Source organism: Enterobacter sp. PI-10 (assembly GCF_027947695.1).
GTDB classification, from domain to species: domain Bacteria; phylum Pseudomonadota; class Gammaproteobacteria; order Enterobacterales; family Enterobacteriaceae; genus Enterobacter; species Enterobacter vonholyi.
The window spans coordinates 892,467-913,653 of sequence record NZ_JAJNOG010000001.1; the positions used below are offsets into that span (position 1 = coordinate 892,467).

Sequence of the window (21,187 nt, forward strand, 5' to 3'; positions counted from 1 at the left end):
AAAATACTATATTAATGTGTCGCGCTGAAAAATTTCACAGATTAAGTTTAAGCAGCAGCTCGTTGCCACCTCCTGCGACCCCGGGATATCCTGCCAGAAAAAAGAAAGCACCGACGATACGATCGTTCGGTGCTTTATGTACCGCCTGAATATCCTTTCAGCTTTACGTCACGCTAGCCTGAAATGAACGGACACGTGCAGGGCGTTTTTCTTTCTGAATTACAGCGACTGCTGGACGACATCGTGATGGCGGGTGACATCGGTCGGCATTCCTGAACGAGCCTCCATGGCGCGCTCCATGACGGTCACATCAGTGTTCGCATTGGTTTTAAAGCTCACCATGGCAGCATTCAGGTTGATGGGCAGCGTCTGCGGATCGTCGCCAATGTTTTTCGACAGCGGCTGGTGAATTTCAACCAGCCGCACGCCGCCTGGCTCCTCAGAAACTTTGATCGGCGTGTTGATGATATTCACTTTGGTTCCCGGCGTAACGACGTTAAACAGTGTTTTGATGTCGTCATCGCGCAGACGAATACAGCCGGAGCTGACGCGCATGCCGATGCCAAAGTCCGCATTGGTGCCATGCAGCAGATAGACGCCACCGTAGGCCGCCAGGCGGATGGCATGGTGCCCCATCGGATTATCCGGGCCTGCTGGCACCACGGCCGGAAGATCGATACCCTGAGCTTTATAACGGGCACGAATATTGGCCGTCGGGGTCCAGGTTGGATTCGCGCGTTTATCCGAGACGGTGGTGACCATCGTCGGCGTCAGGGTGTCGCCGCCCAGCTGACCAATACCAATCGGGTAGACGGTCACCTCATTTTTACCCGGCGGATAATAGTACAGGCGTAGCTCCGCCAGGTTTATCACGATCCCCTCGCGCGGGGCGTCCGGAAGGATAGTCTGTAACGGGATTGTCAATACGCTGCCCGCGCGCGGGACGTACGGGTCGACGCCGGGGTTCGCCTGCAGCAGAGCCAGAAAACCGACATTATATTTTTTGGCAATGGCTTCCAGCGAACCGCCATTATTTTCAACCACATGAAAGCGGTTTTCACCCACCACCTTGCTGCCGGGTGGAGGAAGGGGCCAGGTATTTGCGCGAGCGGGAAGCGCCACCGCGACGGTGGCTGCCAGCGCAATCAGGGTTAACCAGCGAGTAAAACGCGAAGAGGTCATCATCACCATAATCCATGCAAATGATAAGGTTATTGTTTTATAAGGCGTTAACGATAATTATGGCGAATGGGTGTGTCGGGAAGATCGGGTGAAGTGCAAAGAGTTTGTAAATTGTCCCCCGTTAGCGCTGGGCTAACGGGGGAAGGGAGGTCAGGCGATCGCGTTCTCTTCCAGCTGGCGCATAAAGTTACGCACCCAGTCCATGCGGGTTTTGCGCTCCGTCAGCTCCTGGGTAAATTTCAGACGCGTTGGGCCATCCAGACGGAAATGCTGCGGCTGTTTTTGCAGCAGGCCGATCAGCCACATCGGGTTGACGTGGTTCTTCTCCGCGAACTCAATCACGCCGCCTTTTTCGTTGCCTTCGAGCTTACGAATGCCCAGCTTCTGCGCCTGCTGGCGCAGGCGCGCGATATCCAGCAGATTTCGCGCCGCATCGGGCAGCAGGCCAAAGCGGTCGATCAGCTCAACCTTAATCTCTTCCAGCTCGTTTTCCGTCTTCGCACTGGCGATGCGCTTGTAGAACGACAGTCGGGTATTCACGTCCGGAATGAAATCGTCCGGCAGCAGGGAAGGCATACGCAACTCGACCTCGGTCTGCTGGCTGGTGAGATCTTCCAGCGACGGCTCGCGACCGGCCTTCAGGGCATCAACCGCGTTCTCAAGCAGCTCCATATAGAGCGAGAAGCCGATGGTCTCCATGGAGCCGCTCTGGTCCTCACCCAGCAGCTCGCCGGCGCCGCGGATCTCGAGATCGTGCGTGGCCAGCGCGAAGCCTGCGCCGAGGTCTTCCAGCGAGGCGATGGCTTCCAGACGCTTCTGCGCGTCGGTGGTCATCGCTTTCGGATGCGGCGTCAGCAGCCAGGCGTAGGCCTGATGGTGCGAACGCCCGACGCGGCCGCGCAGCTGGTGAAGCTGCGCCAGACCAAAGTGATCCGCGCGTTCAATAATGATGGTGTTCGCCGTCGGAATGTCGATCCCCGTTTCGATGATAGTGGTGCACACCAGCACGTTAAAGCGCTGGTGGTGGAAGTCGTTCATCACCCGTTCCAGCTCGCGCTCGCGCATCTGCCCGTGACCGATAGCAATGCGCGCTTCCGGCACCAGCTCCGCCAGCCTGTCGGCCGCTTTCTGGATGTTTTCCACGTCGTTGTACAGGTAATAGACCTGACCCCCGCGCAGGACTTCACGCAGTATTGCCTCACGCACCACCAGATTATCGTACTCGCGGACGAAGGTTTTTACCGCCAGACGGCGCGCCGGCGGCGTGGCAATAATCGACAGATCGCGCATGCCGCTCATCGCCATGTTCAGGGTTCGCGGGATCGGCGTTGCGGTCAGGGTCAGGATGTCGACGTCGGCGCGCATCGCTTTGATGCGCTCTTTATGGCGCACCCCGAAGCGATGCTCTTCGTCGACGATCAGCAGCCCCAGATCTTTCCACTTCACGTCGCTTTGCAGCAGCTTATGGGTGCCGATCAGAATATCGATTTTGCCTTCGCTTGCCTGTTCGAGGATCTGCGTCTGTTCTTTGGTGCTGCGAAAACGCGACAGCATCTCGATGCGTACCGGCCAGTTGGCGAAGCGGTCGCGGAAGTTGTCGAAGTGCTGCTGAGCGAGCAGGGTGGTCGGCACCAGCACTGCCACCTGCTTGTTGTTTTCCACCGCAAGGAAGGCGGCGCGCATCGCCACTTCGGTTTTACCGAAGCCGACGTCGCCGCACACTAAACGGTCCATTGCCAGCGGCTGGCACATGTCGCTCAGCACGGCGTTAATAGCCTGAGCCTGATCCGGCGTGGTTTCAAACGGGAAGCTGTCGCAGAACAGCTGATACTGTTCCTTATCATGCTTAAAGGCGAAGCCCTCTTTGGCCGCGCGCTGGGCGTAGATATCCAGCAGCTCGGCGGCCACGTCGCGCACTTTTTCCGCGGCCTTCTGGCGCGCGCGCGCCCAGGCGTCGCCGCCCAGCTTGTGCAGCGGCGCGTTCTCTTCGGCACCGCCCGCGTAGCGGCTGATCAGATGCAGGGACGACACCGGAACATACAGTTTGGCGTCGTTCGCGTAGGTGAGCATCAGGTATTCACCTTTAATGCCGCCCGCTTCCAGCGTGGTCATCCCCTGATAGCGCCCAACGCCATGCTCCAGGTGCACAATCGGCTGGCCCGGATGCAGCTCGGCCAGGTTACGGATCAGCGTGTCCGGGTTGATGGTTCGACGGCTGTCCTGCCGACGGCGCGCGACGCGCTCACCCAGCAGGTCGCTTTCGCAAATCAGCGCCAGGTTGTTGAGCGTGTCGATGAACCCATGCTCGGCGGCGCCAATCATCAGGTAACGGCCGTTTCCGGTCGCTTCGCTCAGGCGCAGGATGCGCTTCGGCGCCACCTTAATGCGTCCCAGCAGCTCACCTAACGCTTCGCGGCGGCCTTCACTCTCAACGGAGAACACCACCGGGCCGGTAAAGGACTCCAGGAACTTGCGCAGATTATCCAGCGGGGATTTCTGCTGCGCCTGGACGGCCAGGTCCGGCAGCGTCCGGAAGGCAAGGTTAGTGTTGGCGGCCTTGTCGGCAAGCGAATCGGTTTTCAGCTGCATGCGCGGCCAGCGCTTCAGCTCGGCGTTGAGCTCGTCGGTGCGCAGCCACAGCGCTTCCGGCGGCAGCAGCGGACGCATCGGGTCAACGCCCCGGTTTTCAAAGCGGGCGCGGGTTTCGCTTTCAAAGCGGCTGGCGCTGGCGTCGATATCACCGGTGTTAACAATCAGCGTATTCGCCGGGAAGTAGCTGAACAGGGCAGGCAGCGGCTCGTTAAAGAATAGCGGCTGCCAGTATTCGATCCCGGCAGGCAGCGTGCCTTTGCTGACCTGCTGATAAATATGTTCCGCGTCGCGCTTCACCTCGAACCTATCGCGCCACTGGCTGCGGAACAGTTCGATAGCGGTTTTGTCCGTGGGGAACTCATGCGCGGGCAGTAAATTGATGGACTCCACTTCCTCCAGCGTGCGCTGCGTATCGGCGTCGAAGACGCGCAGGCTGTCGATTTCATCATCAAAAAAGTCCAGACGATACGGCTGGTCGCTGCCCATCGGGTAAAGGTCGAGCAGCGCGCCGCGGGTCGCGTATTCCCCATGTTCCATGACCTGATCGACGTGGCGATAGCCGGCCCCGTCAAGCTGCGCCCGCAGGGCATCACGGGACAGGCGCTGGCCCTTTTTCATCACCAGCGCGTGGCCGTGCAGGTAGCTGTGCGGACAGACGCGCTGCATCAGGGTGTTCACCGGTACAATCAGCACGCCGCGCTGCATGGTCGGAAGCTGGTAGAGCGTCGACAGGCGCGAGGAGATGATCTCCTGATGCGGAGAGAAGCTGTCATAGGGCAGCGTTTCCCAGTCGGCCAGGCTGAACACCAGATTATCGGTGAACTGGCGAATTTCATCGTGCAGGCGCAGGGCGTTTTGCATATCCGGGGCAACCAGGATCACCGGCCCTTGATGACGCTCGGCGATTTCCGCCACCAGCGTGGCGCACGCCGCGCCCGTGAGTTCACCCAGCTGGCGCTGGTCGCCCGCTTTGACAGGCAAGGAATAACGATAGTGTTCAGGCATGGCTATGTCAGAGTCTCTTATGGATATACCAACAGTATTGGGGCATATCACTGATACGCAATGTCTTTATTATCCTCGATCGTTTTGCATAAGCAAATCGTAACCGCACGGCAGGGCTAAACGCCCCCGAAGCGGGGGCGGAGAGGGCATTAACGCGTTGAGGGGGACAGGGTCAGCGTAGACGGAGGAGAGAAGAAAACGTCGCCAAACAGCGCGGTGGAAATTTTACGCACCCCGAGCCCGGCCAGGGTACAGATCAGCAGGCTGGCAAACGGGTAGACCAGAATTAAGGTGAGTTCAGCCCAGACCGGCCAGTAAGCGGCATTCATCTCGCCAATCAGGAACAGGCTGAAGGCCTCAATTAAGATGCGGTGGGTGGTATAAATCGCAATGGTATTGGAGCCAATCACGTTCAACAGGTTGTCAGGGTGAACGGCATAGCGCTGCTCAAAGCTGTAGAATAGCTTCATGATCAGCACAATCGACAGCAATGAGAGCAGCAGCGGAACGTTAGCAAACCACAGCACCACGGAGACGGCGGCGAAAGCGACGGTTGCCAGCCAGAGGCGGCGCAGGCTGACGCTTTTCATCCACGCCATCAGCGTCGCGCCATACCACGCCCCGAGGCTGTAGTAGATCATGTTGCGTACCACGCTGTTCATTCCCCACCACGGCAGCGGCAGGAAGTTGATCGCGATGCTTGCCAGCGCCAGCAGTCCCAGCATCGGCAGCTTCCAGCGGCTCAGCAGTTTACACAACGTGAAGTAGACCACCAGGGCATACAGATACCACAGGCTTGTGCTGGCGGTGAGCATCCCTTGCACAAATCCCGAGAGCGAGTCGGCGTAGGCCGCGTTCGACGAGGTGGCAAGCTCGCGATCGGGCGCCAGCCAGGCATTCAGGTGGGTCAGCGCCTGCCATTGCAGAATCCCCCACAGCGCCAGGACCCAGACAATGCTCCAGATTCGCTTGTCGAGACTGGTTCGCCAGTCCACCTCGTCAATATAACGACGGATCAGATAGCCGGAGATAAAGAAAAAGACAGGCATACGGAAGGGGGCAAGATAGAGATTAAAATAGACCCAGCATTTGGCGAGAAGGCCGGAGAGCGGGTGTTGCAGCCCGATCAGGTGCGGATAAAACGTGATAACCGAATGATATATAACCACCAGGCAGATACACAGCCCTTTTATCTGGTTAATCCATAATGCTTTTTGCTTCATTGTTCGCAACTACCTTATTGCCATAGACGAACGAGCAATTGTTGTTAAACGAAACCGTGCTGTAATGGGTAACAGTCTGTATCAGGAGGTTTTTCGGAAAAGGTGGAGGTTATGAGGTGCGGTTTCAGATATTAGTATCCTGATTTATCTGAATTTTTTGGAAAAATGATTACCAAAGCTTACGGTTTCAGTCATTTACGCTTAACGGATTCGCTTATATACTCGTGGGTCTGCTATCAGCAAACAGACGGACTTCATGTATCAACCTGTCGCACTCTTCATAGGCTTACGCTACATGCGTGGGCGCGCCGCGGACCGCTTCGGTCGCTTTGTCTCCTGGCTATCGACTATTGGCATTACGCTTGGCGTGATGGCTCTGGTGACGGTGCTTTCCGTCATGAATGGCTTTGAGCGCGAGCTGCAAAACAACATCCTGGGGCTGATGCCGCAGGCCGTACTCTCATCCACTAACGGCTCGGTTAACCCGCAGCAGCTGCCGGAAAGCGCGGCGAAGTTACAGGGCGTCACGCGCGTAGCGCCGTTGACCACCGGCGACGTGGTGCTGCAAAGCGCCCTCAGCGTGGCGGTCGGCGTGATGCTGGGTATCGACCCGACGCAAAACGATCCGCTGACGCCGTATCTCGTTAACGTGAAGCAGACCGACCTGGAAGCCGGGAAATATAACGTGATTCTGGGCGAGCAGCTTGCCGGACAGCTTGGCGTCAACCGTGGCGATCAGCTGCGCGTAATGGTCCCTTCTGCCAGCCAGTTTACGCCGATGGGGCGCCTGCCAAGCCAGCGTCTGTTTAACGTGATTGGTACTTTTGCTGCCAACAGCGAAGTCGATGGCTACCAGATGCTGGTTAACATTCAGGACGCGTCACGCCTGATGCGCTACCCGGCAGGAAATATCACCGGCTGGCGACTGTGGCTCGACGCGCCGCTGAAGGTCGATACTCTCAGCCAGCAAAAACTGCCGGACGGTACCAAGTGGCAGGACTGGCGCGAGCGTAAAGGCGAGCTGTTCCAGGCCGTGCGGATGGAGAAAAACATGATGGGGCTGCTGCTGAGCCTGATCGTCGCCGTGGCGGCATTTAACATCATCACCTCGCTGGGCCTGATGGTAATGGAGAAGCAGGGCGAAGTCGCCATTCTGCAAACCCAGGGGCTCACGCCGCGCCAGATCATGGCCGTGTTTATGGTGCAGGGCGCCAGCGCCGGGATCATCGGCGCGTTGCTCGGCGCCGTGCTGGGTGCGCTGCTTGCCAGTCAGCTTAATAACTTAATGCCGATCATCGGCGCGCTGCTCGACGGCGCGGCGCTGCCGGTGGCTATCGAGCCGCTGCAGGTGGTCGGTATTGCGCTGGCCGCGATGGCCATTGCGCTGCTTTCTACGCTTTATCCTTCCTGGCGCGCCGCCGCCACTCAACCCGCTGAGGCTTTACGTTATGAATAAGATCCTGTTGCAATGCGACAACCTGTCCAAACGCTATCAGGAAGGCACTGTGCAAACCGACGTGCTGCACAATGTGAGCTTCAGCGTGGGCGAAGGCGAGATGATGGCGATTGTCGGCAGCTCCGGCTCGGGCAAAAGTACGCTGCTGCATCTGCTGGGCGGGCTGGATACGCCAACCAACGGCGACGTGATTTTCTCCGGCCAGCCGATGAGCAAAATGTCCTCGGCGGCGAAGGCCGAGCTGCGCAACCGCGAGCTGGGCTTTATCTACCAGTTTCACCATTTGCTGCCGGACTTCACGGCGCTGGAAAACGTGGCGATGCCGCTGCTGATTGGCAAAAAGAAACCGGCAGAGATTAACGCTCGCGCCAGCGACATGCTGAAAGCGGTAGGGCTGGGCCATCGCGGTAACCACCGTCCGTCGGAGCTCTCCGGCGGCGAGCGCCAGCGCGTGGCGATTGCCCGTGCGCTGGTCAACAACCCGCGTCTGGTGCTGGCGGATGAGCCCACCGGGAACCTGGACGCGCGCAATGCGGACAGTATTTTCCAGCTTCTGGGCGAGCTGAACGCCTCGCAGGGCACCGCGTTTCTGGTCGTAACCCACGATCTGCAGCTGGCAAAACGCATGGGGCGTCAGCTTGAAATGCGCGACGGCCATCTGAACGCGGAACTGACCCTGATGGGAGCAGAGTAATGGCGTCACCGTTATCGTTACTCATCGGTTTACGTTTTAGCCGCGGCCGCCGTCGCGGCGGCATGGTGTCGCTGATCTCCGTTATCTCGACCATCGGTATTGCGCTGGGTGTGGCGGTGCTGATTGTGGGCTTAAGCGCCATGAACGGCTTCGAGCGCGAGCTGAATAACCGCATTCTGGCGGTGGTGCCGCACGGGGAGATCGAGCCGGTTAACCAGCCGTGGACGAACTGGAGCGATGCGCTCGCCAAAGTTGAAAAAGTGCCGGGCATCGCCGCGGCCGCGCCCTACATTAACTTTACCGGGCTGGTGGAAAGCGGGGTAAACCTGCGCGCCATTCAGGTGAAAGGGGTCAACCCGGCACAGGAAGCGCGTCTCAGCGCGCTGCCGAACTATGTGCAGAACGGCGCTTGGGCCAACTTTAAAGCTGGCGAGCAGCAGATCATCATGGGTAAAGGCGTTGCCGATGCTCTGAAGGTGAAGCAGGGCGACTGGGTGTCAATCATGATCCCGAACGCCAGCACCGACCACAAACTGCAGCAGCCAAAACGCGTGCGCCTGCACGTTACCGGTATTCTTCAGCTGAGCGGCCAGCTTGACCACAGCTTTGCGATGGTGCCGATGGAGGATGCGCGCCAGTATCTCGACATGGGCGACAGCGTGACGGGCATTGCGATTAAGGTGAACGACGTCTTTAACGCCAACAAACTGGTGCGCGACGCGGGCAGCGTGACCAATAACTATGTCTACATCAAAAGCTGGATCGGCACTTACGGGTATATGTACCGTGATATCCAGATGATCCGCGCCATCATGTATCTGGCGATGGTGCTGGTGATTGGCGTGGCGTGCTTTAATATCGTTTCGACGCTGGTGATGGCGGTCAAGGACAAGAGCGGCGACATCGCCGTGCTGCGTACGCTGGGGGCGAAAGACGGTCTTATTCGCGCCATCTTCGTCTGGTACGGTTTGCTGGCAGGGCTGTTTGGCAGCCTGTGCGGCGTAGTGATTGGCGTGGTGGTTTCCCTGCAGCTGACGCCGATTATAAACGGGATTGAAAAGCTTATTGGCCACCAGTTCCTGTCGGGTGACATCTATTTTATTGACTTCCTGCCGTCTGAACTGCACTGGCTGGATGTTTTTTATGTGCTGCTTACAGCACTTTTACTGAGTCTGCTGGCAAGCTGGTATCCGGCGCGTCGCGCAAGCCGAATTGATCCGGCGAGGGTATTAAGTGGCCAGTAATTACGTCACGATCTAGCGGCTTTCGGGCCGCCAGGTTAAAAGAGGAATGCGTTATGTATTACGGATTTGATATTGGCGGCACCAAGATTGCGCTCGGCGTGTTTGATAAAAACCTCAAACTGCAGTGGGAAACCCGCGTTCCTACGCCGCGCGAAAGTTATGACGAATTTTTAACCGCCATTGCCGCGCTGGTGGCTCAGGCGGATGAACGCTTTGGGGTCAAAGGCAGCGTCGGCATTGGCATTCCGGGCATGCCCGAAACCGACGACGGTACGCTGTACGCGGCCAACGTGCCTGCCGCCAGCGGTAAACCGCTGCGTGCCGATCTCTCAGCTCTCCTTGAACGCGACGTGCGTTTAGACAACGATGCCAACTGCTTCGCGCTCTCTGAAGCCTGGGATGATGAATTCCGTCAATATTCTCTGGTGATGGGGCTGATCCTCGGTACCGGCGTCGGCGGAGGAATCGTCATCAACGGTAAGCCCATCACCGGCCGCAGCTACATTACCGGCGAGTTTGGCCATATCCGCCTGCCGGTGGACGCGCTCGAAGTGGTGGGGCGTGATTTCCCGCTGACACGCTGCGGCTGCGGGCAGCACGGCTGTATTGAGAACTACCTGTCAGGCCGCGGGTTTGCATGGCTTTACGAACACTTCTATCATCAGAAACTTGAGGCCCCTCAAATCATTACCCTGTGGGAGCAAGGGGATGCGCAGGCGCGTGAGCACGTCGAGCGCTACCTGGATCTGCTGGCGGTGTGTCTGGGAAATATTCTCACCATCGTCGACCCGGATCTGCTGGTGATCGGGGGAGGGCTTTCAAACTTTACCGCGATTACGGAACGGTTGTCCGGGCGTTTGCCCCGACATTTATTGCCGGTTGCCCGCGTGCCGCGTATTGAACGCGCGCGACACGGGGACGCAGGAGGCATGCGCGGAGCCGCATTCCTTCATCTCACCGATTAGTTTACGAGGTTTCTATGCTGTCGCGTCGCCAGGGTCGACTCAGCCGTTTTCGCAAAAACAAACGCCGCTTGCGTGAGCGCTTGCGCCAGCGGATCTTTTTCAGAGACAGAATGATGCCAGAAGCGATGGATAAACCCAGAGTGGTGGTGCTGACCGGAGCGGGGATCTCGGCCGAGTCAGGAATTCGAACCTTCCGCGCGGCGGACGGGCTGTGGGAAGAGCACCGCGTGGAGGATGTCGCCACGCCGGAAGGCTTTGCCCGTGACCCGGATCTCGTGCAGGCATTTTACAACGCACGCCGTCGTCAGCTTCAGCAGCCTGACGTCGCGCCGAATGCGGCGCATCTGGCGCTGGCGAAGCTGGAAGAGGCGCTGGGCGATCGTTTTCTGCTGGTGACGCAGAATATCGACAACCTCCACGAACGGGCCGGTAACAAGAACATCATCCACATGCACGGCGAGCTGCTCAAGGTTCGCTGCGCATGGAGCGGTCAGGTGCTGGACTGGAAAGAGGACGTTCTGCCAGAGGATAAGTGCCACTGCTGCCAGTTCCCGTCGCGCCTGCGTCCTCACGTGGTCTGGTTTGGCGAAATGCCGCTGGGAATGGATGAGATCTACAGCGCGCTGGCGATGGCCGACGTGTTTATCGCCATCGGAACATCCGGCCACGTTTACCCTGCGGCAGGGTTTGTCCACGAAGCGCGACTGCACGGTGCGCATACGGTAGAGCTCAACCTTGAGCCAAGCCAGGTAGGCAGCGAGTTTGAAGAGAAACACTATGGCCTGGCAAGCACGGTCGTCCCGGAGTTTGTCGACAAGCTGCTGAAAGGGCTGTAACGGCAATCGCCTGAAAAGGCACCCGCCCAGCGGGTGCCTTTTTATTTAAGAATGAAAGAACGCCAGCGTCTTCTCCAGCGATTTAGCCTGCTCGTCCAGCGAGAGCGCCGCAGCGGAGATCTGCTGAACCAGAGAGGCGTTCTGCTGGGTGGTGCTGTCCATCTGGTTAACGGCGGTACTGACCTGGCTTATCCCGCGGTTCTGCTCGTCCAGCGCCTGGACAATGTCGTTGATGACCAGATGCACGTGCGACACCGCCTCAATCACCTGTTTCATCATTACGCCGGTTTCATTGACCAGCTCAACGCCTTTGCTGACGCGGCCTGAGGACTCGGCAATCAGCTGGGAAATTTCTTTAGCCGCGTTAGCGCTTCGCTGGGCCAGGTTGCGCACTTCACCTGCGACAACTGCGAAACCGCGACCCTGTTCGCCCGCGCGCGCCGCTTCAACGGCTGCATTCAGCGCCAGAATATTGGTCTGGAAGGCGATGCCGTCGACGATGCTGTTAATCTCACCGATCTTACGCGCGCTCTCGTCAATCTCTCCGATCACCATCACCACGTCGTTTACCAGCGTTTCGCCATGCCCGGCGAGGCTCGCGGCGCGATCGGTCAGCGTGGTCGCCTTGTGGGCGTTGTCGGCATTATTTTTAACCGTGACCGAAATCTCTTCCATGCTGGCTGCTGTTTCAACAATCGCCGCCGCCTGTTCTTCGGTACGTGAGGCGAGGTCAAGGTTGCCCGCCGAAATTTCGCTGGTGCCGCCGTGCACGGAGTGGCTGGCTTCGCTGATGTTGTCGACGATGCGCTTGAGCTGCGTCTGCATGGTGTGCAGGGCATAAAAAATGCTGTGGGTATCCCCGGAACGAACCGGGATGGTGTTGTTCAGCTCTCCCCGGGCAACGGCCAGGGCGATCCCGGCGGCCTCCGAAGGTTCCCCTCCAACCGGACGGTCAACCTTGCGGGTAAAGATCTGGGCCATCACCAGGCTGACCGCAACGATGCTTAACATCATCATGATGATGGCTTTCAGTAAAAATGCCCGCGCTTCGGCCATCACTTCGCTAACCGGAGTAATAATGGCCAGCTTCCACGGCGTCTGGCTGTTACCGACGGCGATGTCCTGCCAGGTGATGAACACCTCTTCCATCAGCAGCGGATCGTTTACCCGGGTGACGTCATGACCGGCAATCTGACCCGCGTATGGCTTGCCTGCCGCCTGTTTGTCCGGGCTGGACACCACGTTATTACCCGCTGAGAGGAGCAGGGCGTAGCCTGTGCCGTTCCACGGTTTAATCGCGCCGATCGTGGACTGCAGCGTGGCGAGGGAGAAGTCAGAGGTGACCGAACCCAGAAACTGTCCGTCACGCATGATGGGTGCGGCAATCGAGGTGAGCATCACGTCCACGCCGTTGTAGGGGTAAATATAGGGCTCGATGATCACATCTTTATGCCGCTGTTTCGGCAGCAAATAATAATCACCGCTGCCGGGTGTTTCGATGTCAGTCAGCAGGTGTAATGCCGGTTTGCCGGTGGCATCGCGGTCGACGTAGCGGGCGTAGCGTCCGGCAGGATCTTCACCGCTCTGACCGGCAAAGGCGGCATCTTTATCGTCGAACGCGTTGGGCTCAAAGGCCATCGACATGGAGAGAAACTGTGGGTGAGCCGAGAGGTAGTGGATAAGCAGCTGGTTCAGGCTCTGGCGGTCGGATACGCCCGCCTCGCGCAGTGCCAGGGCGCTGTTGCCCATATCCCGGGCGGCAGTCAGGGCGGAATCCAGCTGTTTGCTGACCTGTAAAGCCTGTACCTCGGCTATCTGGCGGATATGTTTTTTGGCCAGCACCTCCTGCTGCGCCATCCACTGCCACATCATAAACCCGATCGTTGCCGTAAAGCCCACCGTCACGGTGAGGAAAATGGACAATAGCATCAACGTCTTGACTCTTATTTTTTGTTTTCGGACCATGGCGTCTTTCATTCTCATCTCCCGTAATGTTGTGCATGTCGGGCAGGCACACAGTACTTATCGGATATTTCATCCTCTTTCTGTAGAGCGCCGGATATATTTAATTTAAATTCCAGAATATTTAATCCCGTTAATTAGTGTGGATGCTTTTATTTTGTGCATTCAATCAAAATAGCGCTCGATAATGCTCGTTATCATCGTGTAGAAAGAGGATGCTAATAAATATTAAGTGGTAAAGGAGGATGGGATATGTACGGATTTATTGCGCGACAACCCATTTTTAACCCTGAGATGAAGACGGTGGCCTATGAGCTGCTCTTCAGAGATGGGATGACAAACCGTTTTCCGGATGTGTCGGCGGAATATGCCACCTCCAGAATGATATCCGATCAGTTTTTATGCGTGCCCTCCCAGCGCATCGCCGGGGCACATACGTCGTTTATTAATTTCCCTTCGCGAATGGTCATAGACCGCAGTGGAGAAGCGCTGGATAAAGAGAGCGTGGTCATTGAGATCCTTGAAGATGCTGTGCCGGGAGCGGAACTGCTGCAGGCCGTCAGGGAGATGAATGCGCATGGTTATCAGTTTGCGCTTGATGATTTCACCCTTGCACCAGAATGGGATGCTTTTTTACCCTATATTTCAATACTGAAATTTGACGTCAGAAATTACACCTTAGCGCAAATTAAACAGTATCTGAAAACGCGTAAACATCTGACCGGTCATATTAAATATCTCGCTGAAAAAATTGAGACTAAAGAGGAATTCAACCAATACAGGGACGAGGGGTTTTCCCTTTTTCAGGGCTATTTTTTCTGCCGCCCGGAGGTCATTAAATATAAACGGCTGTCGCAAAATCAGCTGGCGATTTTTCGACTGCAAATGGAGGTCGGACGCAATAAGCCTGATTTTCGAATTATCGAGTCATTGATAAAAACCGATCTCACGCTCTCTTATAAAATCATGCGCTATATGAAGCATACGGCGTTTAAGCATGTCGGCGCCTGTAATTTCAGCAAGTTAACCCTGAGCGAGGTGCTCAGGTATCTTGGCGAAAATCAGCTCCGACGGTTTGTTGCCGTCGTGGTCCTCGCCAGTGCGGGCAATGATACCGTCAGCGAGCTTTATCCGCTGAGCATGATGCGCGGCAAGTTCTGCGAGCTGATCGCAGAGACGATGAACGAACCGATTCTGGCTGAAAATGCGTTCATGTGCGGCCTGTTTTCTCTTCTGGATACCCTCCTTGAGCTGCCGATGGCAGAGTTGATGAAGCAAATTGCGGTCCCGCAGAGCGTGAGCAACGCGCTTTGTCATCAGGAAGGACGGTTAGCCGATATGATTAACCTTTGCCGTTACTATGAACAGCAGCAGTGGGACGAAGCGACCAGAGTACGTCAGAGGCTGGGGCTGTCGGATGAAGAAGTGGTTGAGGCGATGCGAAAGGCGACGATCTGGGCAGGAGAGAATGCGGTCAGTTAATCCTTCCTCACGCCGTACAGGCGGCGTGAGGAAGAACGCGATACCGTTACCGGCCCGCTTTTAACTTCTGGTAATACTCTTCGTAGAGGCGGCTGGCGTCGCCGACATCGTTCTGCCATTCGCCTTTGCTGATGGTTTCGGCATCCGGATAGAGCGATTTATCGTTAGCCACGTCAGGCTTCAGCAGCTTGCGTGCGGCGAGGTTTGGCGTCGGGTAGCCAATCGTCTCGGCAACCTGTTTCGCCACGTCCGGGCGCAGCAGGAAGTTAATCAGCTTATGCGCCCCTTCAACGTTTTTCGCATTGGCCGGAATAGACAGGCTGTCCATCCAGAAAATCCCACCTTCTTTCGGCCAGACCACCTCAAGCGGCGTACCGGCCTGACGGGCAACATACGCGGAGCCGTTCCAGACCATCCCCAGATTTACTTCGCCTTCCATATACGGGTTTGCCGGGTTATCAGAGTTGAATGCCGCCACGTTAGGCATCAGCTTTTTCAGCTCGGCATACGCCGCTTCAATCTCTTTAGGATCCGTCGTATTGCCCGAGTAGCCCAGCTTGCGCAGTGCCACCTGGAAGACTTCGCGCGCGTCGTCGGTCAACAGCAGGCTGCCCTTGTATTCCGGTTTCCACAGATCGGCCCAGCTTGTCACCGATTTCGGTTCGACGGCCTCGCTGTTAACGCCAATCGCGGTTGCCCCCCAGATATACGGAATGGAGTAGTCGTTATTCGGGTCGAACGGCTTGTTGAGCATCTCAGGATCGAGGTTTGAAAAATGGGTAAGCTTCGTTTTGTCGATCTTCTGGATCATGCCCTCTTTGCGCATTTTGTCGACAAAGTAGGTGGAAGGAACCACCAGATCGTACGCGCCATCTTTGTAAGTTTTCAGCTTGGCGTACATGGTTTCATTCGACTCGTAGGTCGAGTAGATCACCTTGATGCCCGTCTCCTTTGTGAACTGTTCCAGCAGGCCCGGCGGCACGTACTCGGTCCAGTTGTAGAAGTAGAGCGTTTTGCTGTCATCAGCGTGCGCGGCACCCATGCCGAGCACCAGCGCCGCAGCGGCGAGCATTTTTTTCATTTCATTGTCCCCTGAGATTTTGTTTTATCACGAGCAATAACCTGGCTGGCGATCACCAGAACCAGCGAAAATACCAGCAGAATGGTCGCCAGCGCGTTCACCTCGGGTGAAACGCCGACTTTCACCATCGAATAGATTTTCAACGGCAGAATTTCATAGCTCGGCCCGGTCACGAAGGAGGAGACCACCACGTCATCCATCGACAGGGTAAAGCTCAGCAGCCATCCGGCCGCCACGGCGGGCATCGCCAGCGGCAGGATGATTTTGCGCAGGATTGTCATCTCGCTGGCGCCCAGATCTTTCGCCGCCTCCAGCATGCGCACGTCGAACCCTTTCAGGCGCGCAAAGACGGTCACCACCACAAACGGCAGGCAGAAGGTGATATGGGAAAACAGCAGCGACCAGAAGCCAAGCTGTACGCCCAGCAGCATAAACAGCACCAGCAGCGAAATCGCCATCACGATATCCGGCGACATCATCACCACAAACAGCATGCCGCTGACGAACGGTTTACCGCGAAAGCGGTAGCGGTAGAGCGCCACGGCGGTCAGAGAACCAATTAGCGTGGCAAAGGTGGCGGAGAAGATCGCCATCGTCAGCGAGTGCTGAGCGGCCTGCAGCAGGCTGTCGTTGTTCATCAGCAGGCTGTACCAGCTGGTGGTAAAGCCCTGCCAGTTAATCCCGAAGCGTGAGCTGTTAAACGAGTTCACGATCAAAATAACGATCGGGATATACAGGTAAGCGTAAATGGCGGTCATAAAACCGCCGCGAAGCAGTCGACCGATCATTCGAGTTCCACCTTCTTGTTCAGCAGCCGTGAAGCGCGCCAGTAGACCAGCAGCATCAGACCCATCACCACCGTCAGCGTGATGCTGGTGGCGGACCCGAACGGCCAGTCGCGAATGTTCAGGAACTGACTCTTGATCACATTCCCAATCAGCAGGTTTTTCGCGCCACCCATCAGGTCAGAAACGTAGAACAGACCCATGGCCGGAAGCATTACCAGCAAACAGCCCGCGATAATGCCGGGCATGGTCAACGGGATGATAATGCGGGTAAAGGTCTGGAGCTTGTTGGCACCCAGATCTCTTGCCGCTTCCAGCAGCGGTTTATCCAGCTTCTCTATGCTGGAGTAGAGCGGCATCACCATAAACGGCAGCAGGATATAGACCAGGCCGATAATGACCGCGCTCGGGGTAAACATGATGCGGATCGGCGTATCAATCACCCCCAGCCACAGTAGAAACTCATTGAGGTAGCCTTTGGTGCTGAGGAAGATTTTCAGCCCGTAGATGCGGATTAACGAGTTGGTCCAGAATGGAACAATCAGTAAAAACAGCAGCAGGGGCCGCACCTTTTGCGGCAGGCCCGCGAGGAACCATGCGAAGGGATACCCGAGCACCAGACAGGCAACGGTGGCAATTAGCGCCATATTGAGCGAGTGCAGCAGCACGTCAAAATAGAGCGGATCGAGCAGGCGCGCGTAGTTATCCAGCGTAAAGACCAGCGAAACGAAGTTAGCGTCGTCGCGGGTCAGGAAGCTGGTGGCAACGATCATCAGGTTGGGTAAAAAGACAAACAACACAAGCCAACCGACGATCGTGGCAATCACCACATTCTGGAACTTACTTGTGTTCTTCATCAGCCAGCACAACCTCCCAGCTTTCTACCCAGTTGACAACCATTTTCTGGTCGAGCGAGTGGTCGAAGTCAGGGTCGTCCTCGTTAAAGAACTCGCTGACCATCACCATTTTACCGTTCTCCAGCTCGACGACAGACTCCAGGGTCATCCCTTTGTAGTTGCGCTCGCGGATATAGCCGATTAACCCTTCGGCCTCGGTATTGCCGTGGATTTCATCGACGCGCAGATCTTCCGGGCGCAGCAGAACGTTGAGCTTTTGTCCCTTCTCGACGGGGAAATTCACCGTGATATTGCATTCGCGTCCTTCGACGCTGGCGAGCACGCGCTGGTCGTCCAGACGTTCAATCACCGTGGCGTCAAAGATATTGATCTCGCCAATGAAGCTGGCGACAAACAGGTTCTTCGGCTCTTCGTAGATTTCGCGCGGCGTGCCGTCCTGCTCGATTTTGCCGTCGCGCATCACCACGATGCGGTCTGACATGGTCAGGGCTTCTTCCTGATCGTGGGTGACGAAGACAAAGGTAATGCCGAGCTTGCGCTGCAGGGCTTTGAGCTCGTTCTGCATCTGCTTGCGCAGCTTGTAATCCAGCGCGGAGAGGGATTCATCCAGCAGGAGCAGACGCGGCTTGTTAACCACGGCGCGGGCGATGGCCACGCGCTGCTGCTGGCCGCCGGAAAGCTGATGGGGTTTACGCTGGGCAAACGTCTCAAGCTGAACCATGCGCAGGGCGTCGGTGACGCGCGGTTCGATCTCATGCGCCGGTTTTTTTTGCATCCGCAGGCCAAACGCCACGTTTTCAAAAACGGTCATGTGCGGGAACAGGGCATAGCTCTGAAAGACGGTATTAACGTGGCGATCTTCGGCAGGAACCCGGGTAATGTCCTGGTTCTCTAGATGGATATGGCCGTTATCGACGCTTTCCAGCCCGGCGATAAGGCGCAGTACGGTTGTTTTGCCGCAGCCGGAGGGGCCAAGCAGCGTCAGAAACTCACCGTCATTGATGGTAAGAGTGAGGTCGGAAATAACGTCTTTGCCATCAAAACTTTTACGAATTCGTTCCAGTTTCACCAGCGGTGAACGGGTTTGTGTATTCAATTTTTGCGCTGTCCCATATAGACGCCTCAGGCAGCAGACTGAAGCGGGGTTTGTGTGTAACCACCTTGGTGACTCGTAATGAGGGCGGACATTCTACGGCAATCCCCGGTAATCGCCAATCCTTGTCACTGATTCATAAGCTACATTTACTAACGCATAACGATATAAACGGAAAATATTCTCGTTTGCGGGATAAAAGTGACCTGACGCAATATTTGCGTTTTGATGCTTATTGATAATGTTGTCACAAAAAGTGAGGGTGACTGCATGGATAAATTACTTGAGCGTTTTTTACAGTACGTTTCGCTGGATACCCAATCTAAGCCGGGTGTTCGCCAGGTGCCGAGCACCGAAGGCCAGTGGAAGTTATTAAACCTGCTGAAAGAGCAGCTTGACGCCATGGGGCTGGTCAACGTCACGTTAAGCGAGAAAGGCACTGTGATGGGAACGCTGCCGGCGAATGTCCCGGGTGACATTCCGGCGATTGGCTTTATCTCCCATGTCGACACCTCTCCTGATTTTAGCGGTAAAAATGTGAACCCGCAGATTGTGGAAAATTACCGCGGCGGCGACATTGCGCTGGGCATTGGCGACGAAGTGCTCTCGCCCGTGATGTTCCCGGTGCTGCATCAGCTGCTGGGCCAGACGCTGATCACCACCGACGGGAAAACCCTGCTGGGGGCGGATGACAAAGCGGGGATCGCGGAAATCATGACGGCGCTGGCGGTGCTGAAGGGCAAAGATATTCCGCACGGCGACATCCGCGTGGCCTTTACGCCGGATGAAGAGGTCGGCAAGGGCGCGAAGCACTTCGACGTGGACGCCTTTAACGCCCAGTGGGCCTACACCGTCGACGGTGGCGGCGTCGGTGAGCTGGAATATGAAAACTTCAATGCCGCGTCCGTCACGATCAAAATTGTCGGCAACAACGTTCACCCCGGTTCGGCGAAAGGCGTCATGGTGAACGCGCTGTCGCTGGCGTCGCGAATTCATGCGGAAGTCCCGGCGGAAGAGAGCCCCGAACAGACCGAGGGGTATGAAGGTTTCTATCACCTGACCAGCATCAAAGGCACCGTGGACAGCGCGCAGATGCACTACATCATCCGCGATTTCGACCGTAAAGCCTTCGAGGCACGCAAGCGTAAGATGATGGAGATCGCCAAGAAGGTGGGTAAGGGCCTGCATCCCGACTGCTACATTGAGCTCATCATCGAAGACAGCTATTACAATATGCGCGAGAAGGTGATGGCGCATCCGCATATTCTCGATATCGCCCAGCAGGCGATGCGCGACTGCGATATTGAACCTATATTAAAACCGATTCGCGGCGGCACCGACGGTTCTCAGCTGTCATTCATGGGGCTACCGTGCCCGAACCTGTTTACCGGTGGCTACAACTACCATGGCAAGCATGAGTTTGTGACGCTCGAAGGAATGGAAAAAGCGGTGAAGGTGATAGTGCGGATAGCGGAGTTGACCGCGAAGCGGTAAGAAAAGCCCGGTGGCAAAGCGCCACCGGGCATTAAGGCGACTCAGTCCTCAAAGAACCAGTACCCGCTGTTAACCAGCGCGGCCAGCATCGCGAGGAAAGACGGGTCTTCCAGCGCATCGCCAAAGGTATCGGCAGTCAGCACCAAATGGCTGGCTATGGATTCGAGCGCTGGACGGTGCGGAGAGTCCAGCTTCTCGCCGTTGACGAATACCTCCTCGCCAATGCGCAGCACGCGCAACCCGCCCAGACGTACCAGCTTGTCGCCCTGCTGGAGCGCATCATAAATCTCGTCAGCCTGATAAGGCGGCTCCGGTGGCGCAACGTCCAGCTCATGACGAGACTGGCTGATAAACTCGCCAAACCACTGACGGAAATGTTCCGGTTCGTTGATCAGATCCAGCATCATGCCGCGCAGCTTATCCAGCTCTGCGGGCAGGATATCGGCCGGATGCTCGCGTGCAGGCACATCGGGGTCGCTGTAACGATAGCTGCCCAGCTCGCGTTGCAGAACGTAGTCGGCAAATCCGCTGATCATCTCGCGGCCGCTTGGCGCGCGGAATCCCACGGAGTAGTTCAGGGAGTTTTCCAGGGAGTAACCCTCGTGAGGGAATCCAGGCGGAATGTAGAGAATATCGCCCGGCTCCAGCTCTTCGTCGATAATCCCTTCAAACGGATCAACCTGCAGCAGGTCCGGATGCGGGCAGTGCTGCTTCATAGGTACTTTTTCGCCCACGCGCCAGCGGCGGCGGCCCGTACCCTGAATGATGAATACGTCGTACTGGTCCAGATGCGGACCCACGCCGCCGCCAGGCACGGAGAAGGAGATCATCAGATCGTCCATGCGCCAGTCGGGCAGGGCGCGGAACGGACGCATTAAGGCGGCAGTTGGCTCGTGCCAGTGGTTGACCGCCTGCACCAGCAGAGACCAGTTGTTTTCACCGAGGTGATCGTAGCTTTCGAAAGGACCGTGGTTGACCTGCCATTTCCCGTCCTGGTGGCTGACCAGACGGCTGTCGACTTCGTTTTCCATGGCCAGACCGGCCAGCTCGTCAGGCGAGATGGGGTCGACAAAATTGCTGAACCCGCGTTTCAGAACCACCGGGCGTTTTTGCCAGTAACGTTCAATAAACTCGGGCCAGTTAAGCGTTAAGTGATAATCCATAATTTTTTTATTCCGCAGGCTCTTACTGACTCGGATTATAACGGAAGCTCAGCCCCCCGGCTGCGAGATCCTC

At 56.8% G+C, this 21,187-nt stretch carries 16 protein-coding genes; 7 read left to right on the plus strand and 9 right to left on the minus strand.

What is annotated here, in order from left to right:
* Window positions 1-219: 219 nt before the first annotated feature.
* The 3 genes from ldtC to LRM19_RS04360 form a co-directional block, all read right to left on the minus strand.
* Window positions 220-1,185: a L,D-transpeptidase LdtC gene (ldtC, locus tag LRM19_RS04350; RefSeq protein ID WP_271367664.1), complete on the minus strand. Its 966-nt coding sequence runs from the start codon at window positions 1,183-1,185 to the stop codon at window positions 220-222.
* A gap of 147 nt (window positions 1,186-1,332) precedes the next feature.
* Entirely contained in the window at window positions 1,333-4,779 is a 3,447-nt protein-coding gene (gene mfd, locus LRM19_RS04355; protein ID WP_111965551.1) for a transcription-repair coupling factor, read from the minus strand.
* 149 nt (window positions 4,780-4,928) lie between these two features.
* Complete coding sequence (locus tag LRM19_RS04360; RefSeq protein ID WP_111965552.1) at window positions 4,929-6,002, minus strand: acyltransferase family protein; 1,074 nt, start codon at window positions 6,000-6,002, stop codon at window positions 4,929-4,931.
* A 256-nt stretch (window positions 6,003-6,258) separates the two neighbouring features.
* On the opposite strand from LRM19_RS04360, the gene lolC reads away from it, so the two are divergent.
* The 5 genes from lolC to cobB are packed head-to-tail and all read left to right on the plus strand — an operon-like array spanning window position 6,259 to window position 11,197.
* Window positions 6,259-7,458 (plus strand): lipoprotein-releasing ABC transporter permease subunit LolC, encoded by a 1,200-nt coding sequence (lolC, locus tag LRM19_RS04365; protein WP_271367665.1) that lies wholly within the window; start codon window positions 6,259-6,261, stop codon window positions 7,456-7,458.
* The gene (lolD, locus tag LRM19_RS04370; protein WP_008500772.1) at window positions 7,451-8,152 is read left to right on the plus strand and encodes a lipoprotein-releasing ABC transporter ATP-binding protein LolD; all 702 of its coding nucleotides are present in this window, start codon (window positions 7,451-7,453) and stop codon (window positions 8,150-8,152) included. Before lolC ends, lolD begins: the two co-directional genes overlap by 8 nt.
* The gene (gene lolE, locus LRM19_RS04375; RefSeq protein WP_111965554.1) at window positions 8,152-9,396 is read left to right on the plus strand and encodes a lipoprotein-releasing ABC transporter permease subunit LolE; all 1,245 of its coding nucleotides are present in this window, start codon (window positions 8,152-8,154) and stop codon (window positions 9,394-9,396) included. Before lolD ends, lolE begins: the two co-directional genes overlap by 1 nt.
* 53 nt (window positions 9,397-9,449) lie before the next feature.
* A complete protein-coding gene (gene nagK / locus LRM19_RS04380; protein WP_271367666.1) occupies window positions 9,450-10,361 on the plus strand; it encodes an N-acetylglucosamine kinase in 912 nt (303 codons plus the stop codon).
* A 14-nt stretch (window positions 10,362-10,375) separates the two neighbouring features.
* On the plus strand, window positions 10,376-11,197 hold the full coding sequence (cobB, locus tag LRM19_RS04385; RefSeq protein WP_021240739.1) for a Sir2 family NAD+-dependent deacetylase: 822 nt from the start codon (window positions 10,376-10,378) through the stop codon (window positions 11,195-11,197).
* Between the two features lie 45 nt (window positions 11,198-11,242).
* Here the strand turns inward: cobB and LRM19_RS04390 are convergent, their stop codons facing one another.
* Entirely contained in the window at window positions 11,243-13,174 is a 1,932-nt protein-coding gene (locus LRM19_RS04390) for a methyl-accepting chemotaxis protein (protein ID WP_115874746.1), read from the minus strand.
* A gap of 237 nt (window positions 13,175-13,411) precedes the next feature.
* Between LRM19_RS04390 and LRM19_RS04395 the strand changes: the two genes are divergently transcribed.
* Window positions 13,412-14,641, plus strand: coding sequence for an EAL and HDOD domain-containing protein (locus LRM19_RS04395; protein WP_115874747.1), 1,230 nt, complete (start codon window positions 13,412-13,414; stop codon window positions 14,639-14,641).
* A gap of 46 nt (window positions 14,642-14,687) precedes the next feature.
* Here the strand turns inward: LRM19_RS04395 and potD are convergent, their stop codons facing one another.
* From potD to potA, 4 genes are read right to left on the minus strand one after another with little or no spacing between them, the layout of a single operon-like run.
* On the minus strand, window positions 14,688-15,722 hold the full coding sequence (potD, locus tag LRM19_RS04400) for a spermidine/putrescine ABC transporter substrate-binding protein PotD (RefSeq protein WP_248173509.1): 1,035 nt from the start codon (window positions 15,720-15,722) through the stop codon (window positions 14,688-14,690).
* The gene (gene potC, locus LRM19_RS04405) at window positions 15,719-16,510 is read right to left on the minus strand and encodes a spermidine/putrescine ABC transporter permease PotC (RefSeq protein ID WP_033145228.1); all 792 of its coding nucleotides are present in this window, start codon (window positions 16,508-16,510) and stop codon (window positions 15,719-15,721) included. The genes potD and potC overlap by 4 nt, the downstream gene beginning before the upstream one ends.
* Window positions 16,507-17,364, minus strand: coding sequence for a spermidine/putrescine ABC transporter permease PotB (gene potB, locus LRM19_RS04410; RefSeq protein WP_271367667.1), 858 nt, complete (start codon window positions 17,362-17,364; stop codon window positions 16,507-16,509). Before potB ends, potC begins: the two co-directional genes overlap by 4 nt.
* The gene (potA, locus tag LRM19_RS04415) at window positions 17,348-18,490 is read right to left on the minus strand and encodes a spermidine/putrescine ABC transporter ATP-binding protein PotA (RefSeq protein ID WP_271367689.1); all 1,143 of its coding nucleotides are present in this window, start codon (window positions 18,488-18,490) and stop codon (window positions 17,348-17,350) included. Before potA ends, potB begins: the two co-directional genes overlap by 17 nt.
* Before the next feature lie 237 nt (window positions 18,491-18,727).
* Here potA and pepT point away from each other — a divergent pair, with 237 nt between their 5' ends.
* Window positions 18,728-19,951 (plus strand): peptidase T, encoded by a 1,224-nt coding sequence (gene pepT / locus LRM19_RS04420; RefSeq protein ID WP_111965560.1) that lies wholly within the window; start codon window positions 18,728-18,730, stop codon window positions 19,949-19,951.
* Window positions 19,952-19,992: 41 nt separating this feature from the next.
* Here the strand turns inward: pepT and LRM19_RS04425 are convergent, their stop codons facing one another.
* A complete protein-coding gene (locus LRM19_RS04425) occupies window positions 19,993-21,114 on the minus strand; it encodes a ribosomal protein uL16 3-hydroxylase (RefSeq protein WP_271367668.1) in 1,122 nt (373 codons plus the stop codon).
* Window positions 21,115-21,187 lie beyond the last annotated feature (73 nt).